Source organism: Brevibacillus sp. NRS-1366 (genome assembly GCF_050467985.1).
This window is the reverse complement of sequence record NZ_JBITPN010000021.1, coordinates 410081-427487: the sequence shown is the minus strand read 5'-3', so window position 1 is coordinate 427487 and position 17407 is coordinate 410081. Positions and strand designations below refer to the sequence as shown.

The following is a 17407-nucleotide window of genomic DNA, read 5'->3' as shown; positions in this document are numbered from 1 at the left end:
GATAAAGGGGGTTATCAAATTGAGTGTGCAAACGAATTACACCATGGAAAACCCGGAGAATGACAGACTGCTAGAAGTGGGAAAAGCTTACGAAGCCATGCCATTCACGTTTCAGCATTGGAAAGCGGGATTTGCTATTTTCTTTGCATACGTGATCGAAGCGTGGGAATTGATGATCATGATCTTTATTATCGGCGGGATCGCGAATGACTTTGGACTAGATCAGATTCAGACTGGGACGCTCATGGGCTCCATCTATTTAGGCATGATCCCAGGTTGCTTGTTGTGGGGGAAGATCATCGATAAGATCGGACGAAAGACATCAATTGTGCTCAGCTTTATCCTGTATGGCATCATTTCGTTGATTAGTGCTTTTTCAGTCAATTACGATATGCTGTTCTGGACGCGATTTTTGGCAGGTGCTGCATTTTCAGGTGCGACGGTAGCTACCTTTCTGTACTTTGAAGAATTGCTCCCTGTCAAATCGCGTGGAAGGGCAGCGGTATATCTTGCTGCCGGGTGGCCGATTGGCACCTTGATTGCTGTTGGTATCGCGTATTTTTTCAGCGACCTTGGCTGGCATTGGGTTCTAGGGATCAGTTCACTGGGGGGCCTCTGGTTTCTGGTTATTAAAAAGTTGGCACCCGAATCGCCCTACTGGTTAGTTGGAAAACAGCGGTCAGATGAGGCGAAAGCAGTCCTCATGCAGCTCTCAGAGAACAAATTGGAGGGCCTGCTTTCCGAAAGGGAATTGTATGTGAGACAAATCAAGCAAGGATCATTTTTACAAATTTTTAAAGGGAAGCTGGCGTCAGTGACGATGTTGCAAACACTGGTTAATTTTTGCTTCTCGTGGGGATACTGGGCCTTGTTCCTCTGGATGCCATATATGCTGGCTGAAAGCAAAGGATTTACGTTCGTATCAAGCCTTGGCTTCGTGGTCGTTGCTGCGGTAGCCCAGTTTCCGGGTTTTCTGGCCTCTTCTTGGCTGACAGAAAGATACGGTCGAAAAAAAGTCATGTTCACCTTCGTCACCCTGGCGGCAATCGGCGGATTCGGATTTGCCTCATCGGATACGCTGTCGGAATTGTTGATCTATTTGATTATTTTATCGTTCTTTAATCTAGGTGCTTGGGGCGTATGGGATGTCTGGATGGGCGAGTTGTACCCGACAGCGATTCGGGGAGCAGGCTATGGATTCGGAATGACCGCCGCTCGGGTAGCTAACTGGATGGCCCCTTCTGTGATCGGCGCTTTTCTCGCTGCAAATCAGAGTTTCCTGATAACAAACGCGTTTATAGCCAGCTTCCTTGTGATCACAGCCATTGCCGTGTTATTCCTGAAAGAAACCGAGGGAGAAATTCTTCATTAAAGCATAACAGCGAAAAATCAGCCAGCAGGGAAAAGGAGTGGAGATCTGGGGATTATTTTTGCAAAATTGTATAATTAGGGAAGAGGTCGCCGGCACCCTCTCGTGGGTGTCTTTTTCTTATAGCAAAATCCGTTTGAAATCATTTGACTCACCCCATCCTATAAAAAAGATACAACCAAAAAGCGATCGGGAGTGACCTATATGCACAACAATTGCCCAACCATCTGGCCCGAAGATATGCCCCCGAAAGGTACCGAGAACTGTATGGATTGCGGACTTTTTCAACATTCTCGGATGATCTGGGGAGAGGGGAACCCAAATGCTTCTGTCATGATTCTGCTCGATAATCCGGGGGCAAGAGAAAATCGGGAGGGGAATCCATTTCTATGTGGGACGAGGGAGACGATGCAAAAAGCGGCCTATGAGGTAGGGTTTCGCGAACAAGATTTATACGTCACCTATGTTTTAAAGCGACGGCCTGTTCGGGCTTACGACAAGGCGAAAGCGAGAGAGGCATACATGCAGCATCTGCTTGCTCAACTGCAAAGCAAGCCGCCCCGGTTTGTTTTTTGTTTAGGAAATGTGGCTACACAAGTCTTTTTCGTAGACCAAGAGGCGGAAGTTAAAAACTTGCGGCAAGAGTGGCATTCGCCAAGGGGAATTCTAACAGCAGTTTCCTACCATCCTTTGGCTGTTCGCAGGCGCCCCAACCTATGGATGCATTTTGTTTCTGATTGGAAGTTCCTTAAGGCAGCCTGTGATGAAATCTACCAAAACCAAATAATCGTCAGGAAAACCGGATAGAGCTTAGATTCGTAAGCGCTATGAAGATACTGCCATATTTTTTTGCAAGTGGCACGAGTTTGAAGGAAATTGGATATCTGTAGTTTCTCAAAAGAGGAAAGAACGGACTACGCCCTTTTCTCTTTTTCTCCTGTTTTTAAGGTCTATTAAAAGACATTTACTTTAAAATTACGGATAGTTAATATAGTCATAACGCTAAACTAACTATTCTGTTTTTTAGAAAGATTCGGTTAAGGGGCGGAGATCCATTATGCATCCATATTTTTGAAAACCAGGGGCTCCCCCTGATGGAACACCCCCTCTGAATCCATATTTATTAAGCTCGACGATATTCTTCTTGAAAGCGTATCCAGTGAGAATTTAAAAACGGTGAAATAGCGAGATTGAGAGAGAAAAACTTAATTTATAGGGGGGGAGGAATTTTATGGAAACTAGGGTAGGTGTTATCGCTCCGCAAGATGTAGTGAACCGAATTTTAGAAGTAGGAGCTTCCTATGGAGGTATTCAATTCCTACAATGTCCGTATGTACACCAACAAGAAACTTTGGAAATAGTGAAGAAGCATGCTAACGATTGCGATATTTTCTTGTTTGGAGGACCTATTCCTTACGATATGGCGAAAAAGAGTCAAATTACGGATAAACCTATGGTATATGTTCCACTTAATGGTACTTCGCTGTATAAGATTTTCTTTAAATTTATTACAGAGAACGTTCTTGATCAAAGTACTTCTTCCTTGAGATGCAGTATCGACACATTAGATCGAGCAGAGGTCGAGGATTGTTTGGAGGAACTCGAGATACCGCTTGAAAAGGTCTACATCAATCCGGACCAAGACGCAGAAGAACTGGTTCAGTTTCATTACGCATTGTGGTTGGATAAAAAAATACATGCGGCTGTAACCTGTGTAACATCTGTCTATGAAGCACTAAAAGAACTGGGCGTAGTTGTACACAGAGTTACACCAACGAAGTTGTCTATACGTGCTAGTCTTCAAAATGTCCTGTTAGAAGGAAAAACATTACACCACAGGAACACTCAAATTGCAATAGGTATCCTTCGATTAAAAGGTCCATTTGTGGATGATTATCCGCACTACGGTACAGAACGCAAGAGAGCTGCCCTACAACACCTGCTAATTGACTTCGGGGAAGAAGCCCAAGCTATTTTCGAATGGTCAGAGCGTGATGAAGTCCGATTCATCACAACCCGAGGGGCAATTGAAAAATCCACTTCCAACTTTAAAAAAGTTCCGCTATTAAATGAAATCGCTATGAAGATTGATATTGAGACCTCTCTCGGAATTGGGTTCGGCCATACGGCGCATGAAGCCGGCATCAATGCCAGGCAAGCTCTTAACAAAGCGGAATTTGATAGCCGAAGCTGTTATGTGGTGGATCTGAACGGGATCGTATGCGGACCACTTGGAAAAGGACAGCTGCAGTACTCTCTGCGCAGTGAGAATTCTTTTCGCATGCACCTTGCAAAAGCAACCGGCCTAAGCATTGCGACGATAAATAAGCTGTGTTCCTTTTATGAGAACATCGAGAATAAAGAAATCACAACCCTTGATGTAGCTAATAGTCTCGGACTAACAAGCAGGAGTGCGAACCGTATCCTCAATGTACTTGAACGCAGTCAGTTAGCAACCGTTGTTGGAGAAGAACAGCCGATTCATAGGGGGAGACCAAGGCAATTGTATAGGTTGTATCTGTTGGATGAAAAGAAAGATGTATAAAATTTCATTTTCAGAATACCAGCAATAGTTCGACTATAAAAATGAGGTGGTTACATGAACATTATTTTACGTAATTGCAGGGTTTATGATGGGAGCGGAAATTCCTGGTACGCTGCAGATATCGCCATCAGCGGGGACCGCATCGCTCGCGTTGGCAATGTTAGTGGATTTTCTGCCGATGAAGAAATTGATGTTCGGGGACTAGCGGTTGCACCAGGTTTTATTGATATCCACACACATTCAGACAATGCATCATTTCTTCCTGAACTATCGAAGGGAAAAATCATGCAGGGAGTGACCACGGAAGTAATCGGTAACTGCGGTATGAGTGCTTTTCCGGTTCGTGCGGAAAATGCGCCACTGTTAAAAAAATATCTGAGCAGCATTTTTGGTGACATAGAATGGAGTTGGTCTAATCTCGCAGAGTTCGCTGAGGTGACTACCTCCCGAGGCATTGTAACAAATATGATCCCTTTGGTCGGACACGGTTCTATACGTATTGCCGCTATGGGATTTGACAAACGTCCCGCAACAGATGATGAAATGGAATTCATGAAAAAGCTTTTGGCCGAAACAATGGAGCAAGGTGCCTTTGGACTTTCCAGCGGATTGATCTATCCACCGGGGGTATACAGCACAATGGAGGAATTGATTGAACTTTGTCAGGTTGTTCGGAACTATGGCGGTATCTATACGACACACGTGCGCAATGAATCAGATCTTGTAGAAGAATCGGTCAAGGAAGCGATCACTATTGGACGCAACTCAAATATTGCCGTTCAAATCTCTCACCATAAAGCAGCAGGCAAGGCAAATTGGGGAAAGCCCAAACGGATTACAATCCCACTGATCAAGCAAGCAAGAGAAGATGGCGTTGATGTCGATATGGATTTATATCCGTATACGGCTGGAAGCACCCTCCTATCCGTCCTATTGCCCCCTTGGTGCCATGAAGGTGGGGTAGCGGAAATGTTGGAGCGTCTTCACGACGAGGAATGCAGACAAAGAATTCGCTACGATATGGAGCATGGAATTCCAGGTTGGGATAACATCATAAAAAGCTCTGGCTGGGATCAAGTATTTGTCGCCTCAGCCAAAAACAACAAAGAAATCGAAGGGAAGAGCATGGAGGAAATTTCTAAAAAGCGCGGTCAAGATCCACTAACCGCCCTCATGGATACCTTGATTGAAGAAGAAGGCACCGCCACGATGGTTGTATTCATGATGAGCGAAGAGGATGTTCGATTCATTATGAAGCAGCCTGAGACCATGATTGGTTCCGACGGCATTCCGGACCCGGGGAAAACGCATCCTCGCTACTTCGGAACCTTCGCAAGAGTATTAGGCCATTATACAAGAGATGAGAAAGTTCTTCATTTAGAAGACGCCATTCGCAAGATGACTTCATTCCCAGCGAAAAAATTAGGTCTGAAGGATCGCGGAATCATCCGTGAAGGAGCATATGCCGATCTGGTAGTATTTGATCCAAAAACGGTGGATGACGTTGCGTCATATGAGAATCCTTCAGAAATTGCCATTGGGTTTACGCATGTGTTTGTTAATGGCTATCCGATTGTTCGTAATGGAGAATTTAGCCTAGTCAAAAATGGGAGATTTATCAAAAGGCAAAATCAAACTTAAAAATAAATTGGGGTGAAACTATGAGTCGAGTAGCACCTTTGGCGCAGAACAAATATTTTATTCTTGTTTTATTGTTTGCGGGCTGGATTGTATCTTACTTGGATCGCATGGTTGTAAGCGTCGCTCTTGCGGACATTGGAAAAGACTTGCATTTGTCCGAAGCTTCCTTAGGTGTGGTTATAAGTAGTTTTTTTGCTGGCTATGCGTTATTCCAAATCCCCGGTGGTTGGTTAGCGGATAAATACGGTTCCAAGAAAATCATGATAATTGGAATTGCTACGTGGTCTCTGTTCACCATATTCACAGGGTTTGCCTGGTCTTTAACGTCATTACTGCTCATTCGCTTCTTTTTCGGAGTGGGGGAAAGTGGTTTCCCTGCAGCAAGTTCGAAAGCCATTGCTGAATACTTTCCTAAAGAGGAAAGAGCAAAAGCCCAATCGTTTATGCTTTCATCCAATGCCTTTGGTGCAGGCCTTGCCCCCTTATTTGCGGCCCCAATGATGCTTTGGTTAGGCTGGAGAAACATGTTTTTTGTGATCGGATGTATCGGATTTATTTTTGTCGTGCTGTACTGGATATTCTTAAAAAAGCCAACAATGCAAGGTATGCAAGTAGAAAAACATACAGTGAAAAAATTGTCTATGAAAGATTTGCTTCGTACGCCCACAATGTGGAAACTGGTGATCGCTTGGTTCGGATTGGACGTCGTTCTATGGGGATTTGCTTCCTGGCTGCCATCCTATCTACTTAAAGTTCGTCATTTAGATCTGCTACATGCCGGGTTCGTCGCTTCGCTTCCTTTCCTTGCTGGTGGGATTGCCATGATTGCCGGTGGATGGGTGGTAGACAAGTATTTTGTTGGGAAGGAAAAATATTTTGCGATTGTCGTCGAAGTGTTAGGCGCGCTTTTTCTCTATCTAATGTTTAAAACCGCATCACTTGAATTAGCTGTTATATTTCAAATTTTGTCAGCATTTTTCCTATACGTTGGATTCGCTTGTATTTGGTCGCTGCCGCTAAAGGTACTTCCAACGGAGATAATGGGATCTGCAGCAGGGATGATTAACTTTGGAGGTCAAGTGGCGGGGTTTATTTCCCCAATGGTCATGGGCTTTTTGATTTCTGCCTTTAACGGTTCCTACAACGCTGCGTTCTATTTCCTAATCTTTTCCGCAATTATTTCTGTAATCGCTTGCTTCACACTTGATGATGCACATAAATCGTTGCATTCCAAGGCTACGGATACACTTGTTTCATAAGGATATAATTGTGTGGCTCCACGATCATATCAGAATGTATTCTCTGTGGCAATCCAGTCGTGTTCGAGATAACGCCGGGGTCCCTGCAGAGTGACACGATTACTGTTCCGTGATGATTGTATCCCCTTACTTTGAAGAAGATTTGATTAATAATCTCAGAAATGATGGGTCATTCGGATATGGGCACCACAAGCAGAAAATATAACCATAGGTTCGATAATACGTACAAAGAAAAGTTGAGTGTGATGAGTAAGATTTTATCTAGTTAACCGTTCGAAAGGCGAAGCTCCTAAACAAGGATGCATTCGCCTTTATTATATTTCTGCAGGACTTACTGCAGAGCTAACACCATAACATCAGTCATAATACACCTAGTCCTTTCTATTATTCTGGTTTTTGTGCAAACAAACGTTCTTCATTGTTCATTCCCGTAATGAATACTCCAGTGACTAATAGATACAATAAATATGAGATACCATTCTTGGATTTTATCGTTGTGGAAAGGGGGACTTATCCTCTCGATTTGTCAAATGGTTGCCTAATGCATTTACAATGGGAAATTTATTGAGTGGTCTATTCTCGATTACCTTTATTATGAGTGGTTATTTGCGAATGGCGGCCCTTCTAATTTTTTTAGCCGCTTTTCTCGATTTGTTCGATGGAAAAATTGCAAGAAAATTAAAAGTGGATAGTGAGTTGGGAGTTGAATTGGACTCGCTTGCAGATGTAGTCAGTTTCGGGGTTGCCCCCGCTTTGCTTTTCCACACTTTATCCCCGCATTCTTTGCTAACCTCACTTGCCTTTGTTCTTTACCCTGCAATGGGAGCCTTTCGATTAGCGAGATTTAGCGCGAAACCGACAATCGGGTACTTTCTGGGGATTCCCATTACTCTCTCAGGACTGATAATGGCGGGTATGGGGTTATTTCTCTATAGCAATTCTTTTATAACCATTTTGCTCGCTATTTTGATGGTAAGTCCAATACGCATGAAAAAATTATAAAAAGCTTAAGGCTTTGGCTCAATCTGTTGAAACAAAACGTATTCGAGATTGCAATCGAGCGCTTGCTCGTACAATAACCTGTGAGACGCTACTGTATCGCTGATTCACCATTCGGGTACTGGCGTCGGACTGGGGTTCGAATCCCCCACGCCTCCACCAATACATATCAGTGATGTCACCTGTTGAGGTGGCTTTTTTGTTTTTTTTTAAGGGCGCTTTTATGTTCAAATGTTTCGGAAAGGATCGATATAACAAGGTTTTCGATAGTACTCGTTGAAGTTAGCATTTTGTAGAATTTAAGGATTTACAGTATTTTGTCGAAGTATGAAAGAAATCATGTATTATGAAAAGGAGAAAGAAAAGGAAGGCTTTCAGATAATATTAAGTAGATAAATAGGAGGGATTCTTCTGGAAGATTTGATATCTAAATTTTTAACGGAATTACGTTTTTCCACGGCAATCATTTCTGGGCTTTTAATACTTGTAAAGATAAGACTAGTAACATTTATCACTGCCAATGATATCGAGAGAGCGATTTACTCAAAGGAACGAAGGGTTCTTTATTCAATTGTTCATTTTATTTTTAACATGATTATTATATCAATGTTCATGATAATGATGGGTGATGTATTTTCTGATCATCCAAGTTGGTATAGAAGTTGGATAGCCATTTTTGCGTCCATCGTAGTAGTTCTAGGTTATTTATTCGTGTTTTGGATGGCTGATAAAGGAATAACTTTAAAAAATGTTCCCCAAGGGAAGCAGAGGATTTGGACTGCATTAAGTTTGCTTTTATATGCTATATCTTGCATGTTTCTTCCGAGTTATTTTGTGGGAACTCAATTGTTTGATAATGTTACAAACAAATCAATTGAGTACGATATTGTCATGTTTGTCTTTTTGTTTTTAATATCTGGGTTAGTTGTTGTCCTATTTAAACCTCTTTCTAAAGTGTTTGAATTTATAGTGAAAAAAGTTGTGTATATTGAAGTGGAAAGCGCAGAAGGAATTAAGAAGTGGTACCTACTTCACCCTTTAAATAAGGATGAATTCCTTATTGGAGACCATCATCAGTCGTTTAACTGTAAGAAAGTTAAGGTGATAAAAAAGGAAGAATTGTTGAACTATGATTTTAATTTACATAGTACGGAGAATTTATAAGTAAAAGCGTTCAATTCAGATAACAACTACTTAAAGAGGTTTTTCACTATGTTATTCCCGGAAAATAGTTGTCAAGATTCATGTGGAAACTGGGCGAGTATTCCATTTGATTTACAATACGTTCCTACTATTGCAGATGCATTATAAAAATGAGATTTTTAGGTCAAACAATTTTAGGAGGGGAAACGCGTGCTATGTGTTTACTGCGGGGGAGAAAAACCAAATGAAGAGTTTACGGATGAGCACATAATCCCTAAAGCAATCGGAGGAAATATTAGTCCCGTAAATCCCTTTTTGATAAGAAATGTTTGTAGACGATGTAACAACTTGTGTGGAGTGTATGTAGATGGTCCATTTATTAAAAGTTGGATGACACAAAATAGCAGGGCTGAAGTTGCTATGAAGTATATTGATTTTTCAAAGAATCCAATACTTCCATTGACTTATATGGGAATAATGAAAGGCATATCTTATCAAAATAAAATTTGTGAGTTTTGGATGGGGCCAACAGGCGATACGATATATCACTTTCACGAACCGTATCCTGAAGAGCCAGATGTAGGCCCGATGGTAGGTATTCCAACTCATGCGAGGCGAAACCAAATCGATCATGGCTTTGCTTTTCTATTTGGACGATCCAATAATCCAAAGTGGCATCCGGCAATTGTTTATTCGTTTGTAGAAAATTTTAAACACTCTACCCTATTTCTAGGAAATGGCCCGACCCCAAAAGGTGGACGCTTTTCAGATATCCCAGCTGAACATCAAGATTTACACCAGCAACTAAGACAATTAGGTGGCAAAAACCATGAGATTTCTATGGGATTAAATATGGGATATGGAGATCGTTTTTTAGCAAAGGTTGCATTGGGATTGGGGAGTATCCTTCTGAGTGAAGATTTTATTAGCAGTGATTCTGCTATTTTACTACGTAAATTTTTGTGGACGAAGGGTTACCAAGAGCGTGAAAATATTCCGCTTCATGGTGCAGGCTTTTTTGATCATCAATTGGAACAAAATACAAAAGAATTTCTTAATTGGTCAGGGGGACACTCCTTGGTCATTATGAAGAGTGGAGAAAGTATAAATTTGTACGCTAGCTTTTACGAGCGGCAAATCGCTGTTATTAGAATATCCTCGGAGCCTGAGCATTGGAAAGGTAGAATAGGTGATGTAGGCTTAATTTATGTTATAACCCCTGGACTACAAAAATTTGCAGGGCCTATTCCACTTTCCTCTTATATTGCGCATAAGATAGAGAAAGATAGTATTCATCCAGATCTTCAGGCTTTAGAGGTGGAAATGAATTCATTTTCTGATCTCCCTCCTTTTATTATTTAATTAAAGTGAGGATGTAATAACCAGTGAGGCGCTACTACTCCATCGCCCATGTGGCGTAACTAGCGCTCAACTTTAGTGGGATACGCCGGAAGTCTCCGCCTGGGGACAAAGGAAGAAGATCAATCAGGCTAGGTGCTGGGTCAGCGCGTCACTCCCCGAATCCATCACCGAAATCTAAATGAGTGACTGCGCTCGGAGATGCTCATGTATCGCTGTTTTCGGACGGGGGTTCGAATCCCCCCCTCCACCATACGTATTCACAGTTTTGAGTTTGAATATAACATCTATGGACAGTTTATAGATTGGCTCTTTCAACAAAGTACTAATGAATTTCGTGATTTCAGGAAAGTTTTACAATGTTATATAATATTTGAACGTAGCGGACAGTTATTACAGAGTTTCTTCTGAGATGGCTGTCCTTTTTTGCTGTAGATAATTGTGTGTACTTCACTAATTGAATGACATGTATTCTTCAGATTAACTGTCAAATTGAGACTTATTTTCAAGTGATTATCTCAATGGAGGAAAAATATCTCTTTTTGTCAAATATTTTTAACATCCATTTATTTTAACGTTTTACAATATTTATTTAGTAGATCTAATAACTTTATCGATAAGATGAGGAGATGTTTATGAAACTAGTTAAAGTAAAAATCAGGAATTTCCGGGCTTTTGGGGAAGAGGAGATAATATCGGTATCAGACCTTACGACATTAATTGGGAGCAACAGTAGTGGTAAGACTACTTTCTTTAATGCGTTGCTTAAATTGTTTGGTGAATCAGGAAGAGACAGAGAGATCACAAGAGCTGATTTCCATGTACCTTCTGACGTAAATCCAGATACTATTCTTGAGAATGATTTAAGTATTGAAGTGATATTCGAGTTTCCGGAGGTAATAAAGGAAAATGGTACTGAAAAATTTACTGTACCGATATTTTTCCAAAACTTTGTTGTCGATGCTACGGACAATAAGCCACCGTATATTCGAATCCGTTTGGAATCAAGTTGGAAGCGAAGTAATCAACCTGAAGGATTAATAGAGACCAGTTGCTTTTTTATCGTTGCACCAGAGGATACAATCGTAACGAATCAACACAAGAAGGGAATTACACAATCTCAATTATCACAAATTAAAATGATTTATGTCCCTGCGCTTAGAGATCCTTCTACACAACTAAGAATGGTAGCTGGAACGTTACTATGGAGACTTATTCAACGAATTAATTTTGATAATTCATTCAAAGAATTGATTAGCGTGAAAATGCACGGTGTAAAAGAAATCCTAAATCAGCACAGTGGGATTGCGCAGGTAAAAGATATTATCAAAGACCAATGGAAGACCTATCATAAGGATGTAAGATATTCGGAAGTTGATTTGCACTTTAATACCCAAGATATCGAAAGCATCTTGAAAAAAATAGACCCTTTTTTTTCACCAACAGAAGTAGAAAATGGGTATACCGTGGATACTCTCGGAGATGGGTTACGATCTCTGTTCTACTTCTCCCTGGTCGGATCACTCCTAAAGACGGAAGAGATAACGTTACGTGAAATGCTGGAAGATCCAGAGAAGTCTATAGATGATCGCTTATTTAGCATTATACCACCATGCTTGACAATCGTTGCTGTGGAAGAACCAGAGAATCACGTAGCCCCTCACTTATTAGGGAAAATCATACACAATCTCCAGTCTATATCAGATCAAAATAATGCCCAAGTAATTCTTTCATCCCATAGTCCCGCAATTGTTAAAAGAGTTGACCCAACCGAAATCAAACATTTTCGCATGTGTAAGATTAAAAAATCTACTATTACTAGGTCAGTTTTATTACCAAAGGATGATGAAGCTGCCTATAAGTATGTTAAAGAGGCTGTTAAAGCTTACCCTGAAATTTATTTTTCGAGCCTCGTTTTACTTGGAGAAGGGGACAGTGAAGAAATTATTATTCCACGCATATTGGACTTGATTGATGTAAATATCAATGTAAATGAGATTTCGGTTGTACCCCTAGGTGGCAGACATGTTAATCATTTCTGGAGGCTTCTTTATCAGTTGGACATTCCATTCATTACACTTCTAGATTTGGACTTGGAACGAGGTGGCGGAGGATGGGGCCGAATAAAATATATTTTAGACCAGTTAATATTAAATGGAGTGAAAAAAAACGAATTACTTGAACTCAGTGATGGAACAATTTTGAGTGATGATAGACTTAAGGAAATGCATAATTGGGATCCTGGGATGAGCTATGAACTGCAGGGGTGGATAAACTACTTAGAAAGATATAATGTATTTTTTAGTACACCACTTGATATCGATTTTTTAATGCTAGAAAGTTATTTTGAGGGGTATACATCACAACTAGAGTCTAGTGAAGGTCCTAAGCTTAAGGTAGGGAAAACCAACAAAAAAATACTGGAACTGAATGAGTCGGATAAAAAAAGTGATGAATACAAAGCACGTTTAGAGCTGGATATTGCTTGTACACTAAAAGATGAAGAAAAAGAAGGTAAATACTATTCTGATCATCAAAAAGAAATGATGATCTGGTATAAATACCTATTTCTTTACCGAGGAAAGCCTTCTACACATATGAAAATGCTCTCACAAACAGAAGACGATGTTTTACGGGTAGCTTTGCCTAGCGTTTTTAATAGAATAGCAGATTCAATTAAAACAAAGCTACAAATAAGGGAGGATACAGTTTGAATAGATACATAACCATTAATGAATGGAAGCCTGCCAGTAATTTGTCTTTTGACCCAGTAACTCTAAAGGTGATTACTTCTGAAAGTAATATGATGGTCTCGGCAGGTCCAGGTGCTGGAAAAACAGAGCTATTGGCACAACGAGCGACTTTCTTGCTCCAAACAAATAAGAGTATTTATCCTCGCCAAATACTAGCGTTAAGCTATAAAGTAGATGCTGCAAAAAATTTGGAAAGTCGAGTCAAAGAAAGATGCGGTGATTTGCTTTCCAAGAGATTTGCTTCAAGAACATACGATGCATTTGCTAAAACAATTCTTGATCAATTTGGTAATTTATTACCGTTAGAATTACAACCCGCAGTGGATTATGAAATTGCTTCAATAAAAGATGTAAAAGAAGCTTTCATTGCCACTGGCTATCAGACCGAAGTAAAGAATAAATTCTACACAAATTCTTATTTGGCAGAATTTAAACTGCCTTTTGCCGAGACTGAATATGGAGATATCGCAAGGAAAGTTTGGCCAGTTATGCTAAGAGGAAAAGGTAAGTTAAAACCCAAACTTACATTTGCAATGATTGCACGATTAGCTGAATTGATTGTACGAACGAACCCAGCAGTCTGGAAATCTATCCGATTTGCTTATGGTCATATCTTTTTAGATGAGTTTCAAGACACACCTAGACATCACTATGACCTAATTAAAAGTTGTTTTATGGGGACTGACTGTATACTTACAGCTGTAGGTGATAACAAACAGCGTGTAATGGGTTGGGCAGGAGCGCTTGAGAAAGTTTTTGAATTGTTTAAGAAAGATTTTTTTGCAAGCAGTGAAACAATGCTAGTCAATCATAGATCTGCACCGCGACTTGTTAGATTGCAAAAGCCGGTCATCGAGAAATTAATAGGTCAGTCTCTAGATATTAAGCCAAACGATAGATGGTCCGGGGATGAAGGGGTATCCGAGGTATGGCAATTTCTTAACGAGGAACATGAAGCTATGGTTGTGAGTAACAAAATAAAAGTTTTAATGGATCAGAATCGATTAAAGTGCAGTGATATTTGCATTTTAACTAGAAAACTACCAGCAGAATACACCAGTAACATTATCTCTTTGTTAAAAAAACTAAATATTGAATCTCGTGTAGAAGAACAATATCAGACTTTATTAAAGGAAGATCTTATTCTTATTTATCAATGTGTATTTCAACTAGCCTCAAACGTAAAATCGCCTGATGAATGGACATTTTTGATAGGGATATTAAGGAGATTAAAGGGCTACTCAGCAAGGACACCAGACACATTATTAATCGATCTTGAAAATCGCTTCAACATTTATCTTGAGTCTGTTCGCCATAGACTTCCTACGATTTCAACTGAGGAAGACCTTTTAGATCTTACTAAAGGAATGTTGCGGTATTTTGATCAGGAACTACTACATGGACTCTACAGACAATACAATAAAGGTTATGTGGAATTATTGACAGGACAATTTGTAGGATTGGTATGGAAGGAATTTTCACAATGTAAGGATTGGATACTCTCCATTGAAAGATTTAAAGGTATCCATTCAATCCCAATCATGACAATTCACAAAAGTAAAGGGCTAGAATATAATACTGTATTTCTCATTGGTTTAGAGGATTCTGCTTTTTTTGGTAGTCCAGATGAAGAATTGTGTACATTTTTTGTAGCCATATCCAGAGCAATCGAACGGTTATATATTACTACCTGTATAAAAAGGGGTGCTGATAAGAATTCTACAAGTAAGATTAAGCTATTTTATAATCTATGGAAGTCAGCGAATATTGGACAAAGCATTTCGTTCACACGAGATTTCGAGGAGAAGTATCAAGAATATTTTGGGGAAGCAAAGTAGGGAATTCTATTGGTCTTAATACTGGGCGTCCTAGTAGAGGGAGGATGCCTTACTAAATTAATTTAGTTTTATACGACAGATCGTGGATTTGAGCTGCCACGACCCGCCTTCACCAAATACATAAGCTAAGCCACCTGATGAGAGTGGCTTTTTTTCTTCTAGCACGCAATACATCAAGCCAGAAGTACTCTCATGCACATGCAGCTTTGATTAATGGTAAAGTACAGCTTTGCAATTAACAAAAAGCTTCCTGTATTCCGGGAAGCTTTTCCGTATTATTCTCCAGAAAATTCCGCATTCATGTAAATATCGTAAAGATCTCACCTGCAATCTTCGGAAAACCTTTACCTGCGATTTATCGAATGGAAGTCATTCGCGAGTAGAGTGAAAGAGAAAGGATCACCTTGGGACAATAGCAAAGGGGGAGATCAAATGGAGAATACAGGAAAGCTCGTAGAACAGCGTCAAGTATCACTTGCGGTGAAACTGGCTGATCACGATGACGAACGTCAGCAAGTATGGAAGCTTCGCTACGAGGCTTTTATCGAAGAGGCTGGACTTGCAGACGGAGAAAATGAACGAAGGCTGGATCAGGATCGCTTTGACGACTGGTGGTTTTTTCTCGGAAACGCTGTTCGACCTCAGTCAATCTCTTCTCCCTCGCACACGGATGCTGGAGCTCGGCCGAAGCTGTGTGGATCCTGCCTACCGCAACGGCAGGGTGATTCAACTGCTGTGGGAAGGGATCGCTGACTATGTAAACGAGCATGGTTATGACTATCTGGTTGGTTGCGCCAGTTTGCGAGTGATCGATGCCGAACGGTTGAACCGTATTCATGCGCTGTTGCACCGCTTTTCCTTTCTTACCGATCGATATCTCGTTTATCCACGCCCAGAAAATCGGCGGGTGGGAATCCAACCTGTTCAGGCAGAAGAAAGTCTCAAGGAGATGTAGCGTCTACTGCCCCCCTTGATGAAAGGCTATCTCTGGCTAGGTGCCGAGCTTGCCTTGGAGCCTGCTTTTGATCCTATCTTGAGGAGCACCGATTACTTTGTCGTCCTGGAGCAAAAGCAAATCACGGAAAAATACCGTCGTCGGTTTATCGAGCGATAACCTAAGAAAAGAGAGGGTGGGTCGGCATGTACCGCTGGATAGGGTGGTTGACACGTCCAAAGCGCGTTCGTTTGCTAGGCAGGATTCTCGAATGGATCCCGCGCCCCTTTTTGCTAACTCTCTTTTCGATGGCTGCTCAGTTGTTGGCCCGTTTTGGAGGCCCCATCAGTCAACGAGTGAAAGACAACATGAGCGTCATTCTCGGGGCACAGGCTCCTGTGCAGTACTTGCGCAAACAATATTTTTACCAGGTTTGCCTGACTCTCTACGAATTGCTGTTTGTAAGCAGCCGCTTGCCGAAGCACGGAGGAAAGCGTTTTTGCCCAACAGGGGATGGATGAAAGATGGACAACCGAAGAGCACACTGCGGGGAGGTATCATCGTGGACACAGGTAGCCATCTCTTATTTGGCGTTGTTGGCGGGATTGGCACACGCGACTGCACTTGTCGGGAATGATCCGGCGGTGAGTCAGGCGCTGATGATTGCCACAGTCGTAGGATCACATGCACCTGATTTTGATACGGCAGCCAGATTGCGCGGTTTTTCCTTTTACATTCGTTATCATCGGGGCATTACTCATTCGATCCCCGCTTTATTCCTTTGGCCGCTCGTCATCAGCCTCCCTTTGGCGTGGGCTTTTGATGTGATGGGACAGATGGGCGTCTTATATTTCTGGACGTGGATCGCGGTGGTATTCCATGTCTTTCTCGATATGCTAAATGCGTACGGTGTCCAATGCGTACGCCCGATCAACCGTCGTTGGGTCCATTTGGATGTGTTGGCGATCTTTGAGCCGTTTCTATTCGGGCTTCATTCGGTAGCAGCTGTCTGGTGGCTCGCTTTTGGGGGAGAGGCATGGATACTCTTTCCTGCGGCATACGGTATCACCTTGCTCTACGTTGGAGTGCGTGCTTGGCAGCATGGGCGATTGGTCAAGCGCGTAGCATCAGCGCTCGAAAAGAAGGGCGTGTGCCATGTCATCCCGAGTTTTCACCCGTTTCATTGGCGGTTTGTCGTGGAGACGCCAGAGGTGTTTTATACAGGAAAGATCGAATACGCGCATGTGATACTGGAGGAGATTTATCCCAAGCAGCAGCGTAATGATATTATCCAGGCAACGGTCGGTGTCGACGGTGTACGTACGTTTCTCGGCTTTGCCCAGCGAATCCACGTCACCTGGAAAGAGTGTCAGGACGGCTATGAAGTGGTTTGGAGCGATGTTCGTTTCTGGTACAACCGCAAGCTGCCCTTCGGTGTGGACGTCCGGCTAGACAGGGATCTCAATGTCGTGCATCATCAACTGGGATGGAGAAAAAAAGCGTGGGCCCCTCCGTTTGTATAAGGGGGGCCTGACAAAATTGCTTTCGTTTATATGGATGCCACCTG

General features: G+C 41.7%; 13 protein-coding genes and 1 other RNA gene. All 14 read left to right on the top strand.

Going from position 1 to position 17407, the window contains the following annotated elements; all coding sequences use genetic code 11:
• The first annotated feature begins 25 nt into the window (after nucleotides 1–25).
• The 14 genes from ACIFQN_RS16195 (at nucleotide 26) to ACIFQN_RS16130 (ending at nucleotide 17363) form a co-directional block, all read left to right on the top strand.
• Nucleotides 26–1372, top strand: a complete 1347-nt coding sequence (locus ACIFQN_RS16195) for an MFS transporter (protein WP_429834148.1) — start codon at nucleotides 26–28, stop codon at nucleotides 1370–1372.
• Between the two features lie 201 nt (nucleotides 1373–1573).
• A complete protein-coding gene (locus tag ACIFQN_RS16190; RefSeq protein ID WP_429834062.1) occupies nucleotides 1574–2176 on the top strand; it encodes a uracil-DNA glycosylase in 603 nt (200 codons plus the stop codon).
• 424 nt (nucleotides 2177–2600) lie between these two features.
• A complete protein-coding gene (locus tag ACIFQN_RS16185; protein WP_429834061.1) occupies nucleotides 2601–3914 on the top strand; it encodes a transcriptional regulator in 1314 nt (437 codons plus the stop codon).
• Between the two features lie 54 nt (nucleotides 3915–3968).
• Nucleotides 3969–5555: an N-acyl-D-amino-acid deacylase family protein gene (locus ACIFQN_RS16180; RefSeq protein ID WP_429834060.1), complete on the top strand. Its 1587-nt coding sequence runs from the start codon at nucleotides 3969–3971 to the stop codon at nucleotides 5553–5555.
• Nucleotides 5556–5575: 20 nt separating this feature from the next.
• On the top strand, nucleotides 5576–6814 hold the full coding sequence (locus tag ACIFQN_RS16175) for an MFS transporter (protein WP_429834059.1): 1239 nt from the start codon (nucleotides 5576–5578) through the stop codon (nucleotides 6812–6814).
• 477 nt (nucleotides 6815–7291) lie between these two features.
• A complete protein-coding gene (gene pssA / locus ACIFQN_RS16170; RefSeq protein WP_429834147.1) occupies nucleotides 7292–7816 on the top strand; it encodes a CDP-diacylglycerol--serine O-phosphatidyltransferase in 525 nt (174 codons plus the stop codon).
• A 417-nt stretch (nucleotides 7817–8233) separates the two neighbouring features.
• The gene (locus ACIFQN_RS16165; protein WP_429834058.1) at nucleotides 8234–8977 is read left to right on the top strand and encodes a hypothetical protein; all 744 of its coding nucleotides are present in this window, start codon (nucleotides 8234–8236) and stop codon (nucleotides 8975–8977) included.
• Between the two features lie 189 nt (nucleotides 8978–9166).
• Entirely contained in the window at nucleotides 9167–10318 is a 1152-nt protein-coding gene (locus ACIFQN_RS16160; RefSeq protein WP_429834057.1) for an HNH endonuclease, read from the top strand.
• Nucleotides 10271–10568, top strand: a transfer-messenger RNA (tmRNA) gene (ssrA, locus tag ACIFQN_RS16155). The genes ACIFQN_RS16160 and ssrA overlap by 48 nt, the downstream gene beginning before the upstream one ends.
• A gap of 382 nt (nucleotides 10569–10950) precedes the next feature.
• Entirely contained in the window at nucleotides 10951–13029 is a 2079-nt protein-coding gene (locus ACIFQN_RS16150; RefSeq protein WP_429834056.1) for an ATP-dependent nuclease, read from the top strand.
• Nucleotides 13026–14906: a UvrD-helicase domain-containing protein gene (locus ACIFQN_RS16145; RefSeq protein WP_429834055.1), complete on the top strand. Its 1881-nt coding sequence runs from the start codon at nucleotides 13026–13028 to the stop codon at nucleotides 14904–14906. The genes ACIFQN_RS16150 and ACIFQN_RS16145 overlap by 4 nt, the downstream gene beginning before the upstream one ends.
• A 559-nt stretch (nucleotides 14907–15465) precedes the next feature.
• Complete coding sequence (locus ACIFQN_RS16140; RefSeq protein WP_429834054.1) at nucleotides 15466–15861, top strand: GNAT family N-acetyltransferase; 396 nt, start codon at nucleotides 15466–15468, stop codon at nucleotides 15859–15861.
• Between the two features lie 185 nt (nucleotides 15862–16046).
• Nucleotides 16047–16361 (top strand): hypothetical protein, encoded by a 315-nt coding sequence (locus ACIFQN_RS16135; RefSeq protein ID WP_429834053.1) that lies wholly within the window; start codon nucleotides 16047–16049, stop codon nucleotides 16359–16361.
• Nucleotides 16362–16364: 3 nt separating this feature from the next.
• Nucleotides 16365–17363 (top strand): metal-dependent hydrolase, encoded by a 999-nt coding sequence (locus ACIFQN_RS16130; protein ID WP_429834052.1) that lies wholly within the window; start codon nucleotides 16365–16367, stop codon nucleotides 17361–17363.
• Nucleotides 17364–17407 lie beyond the last annotated feature (44 nt).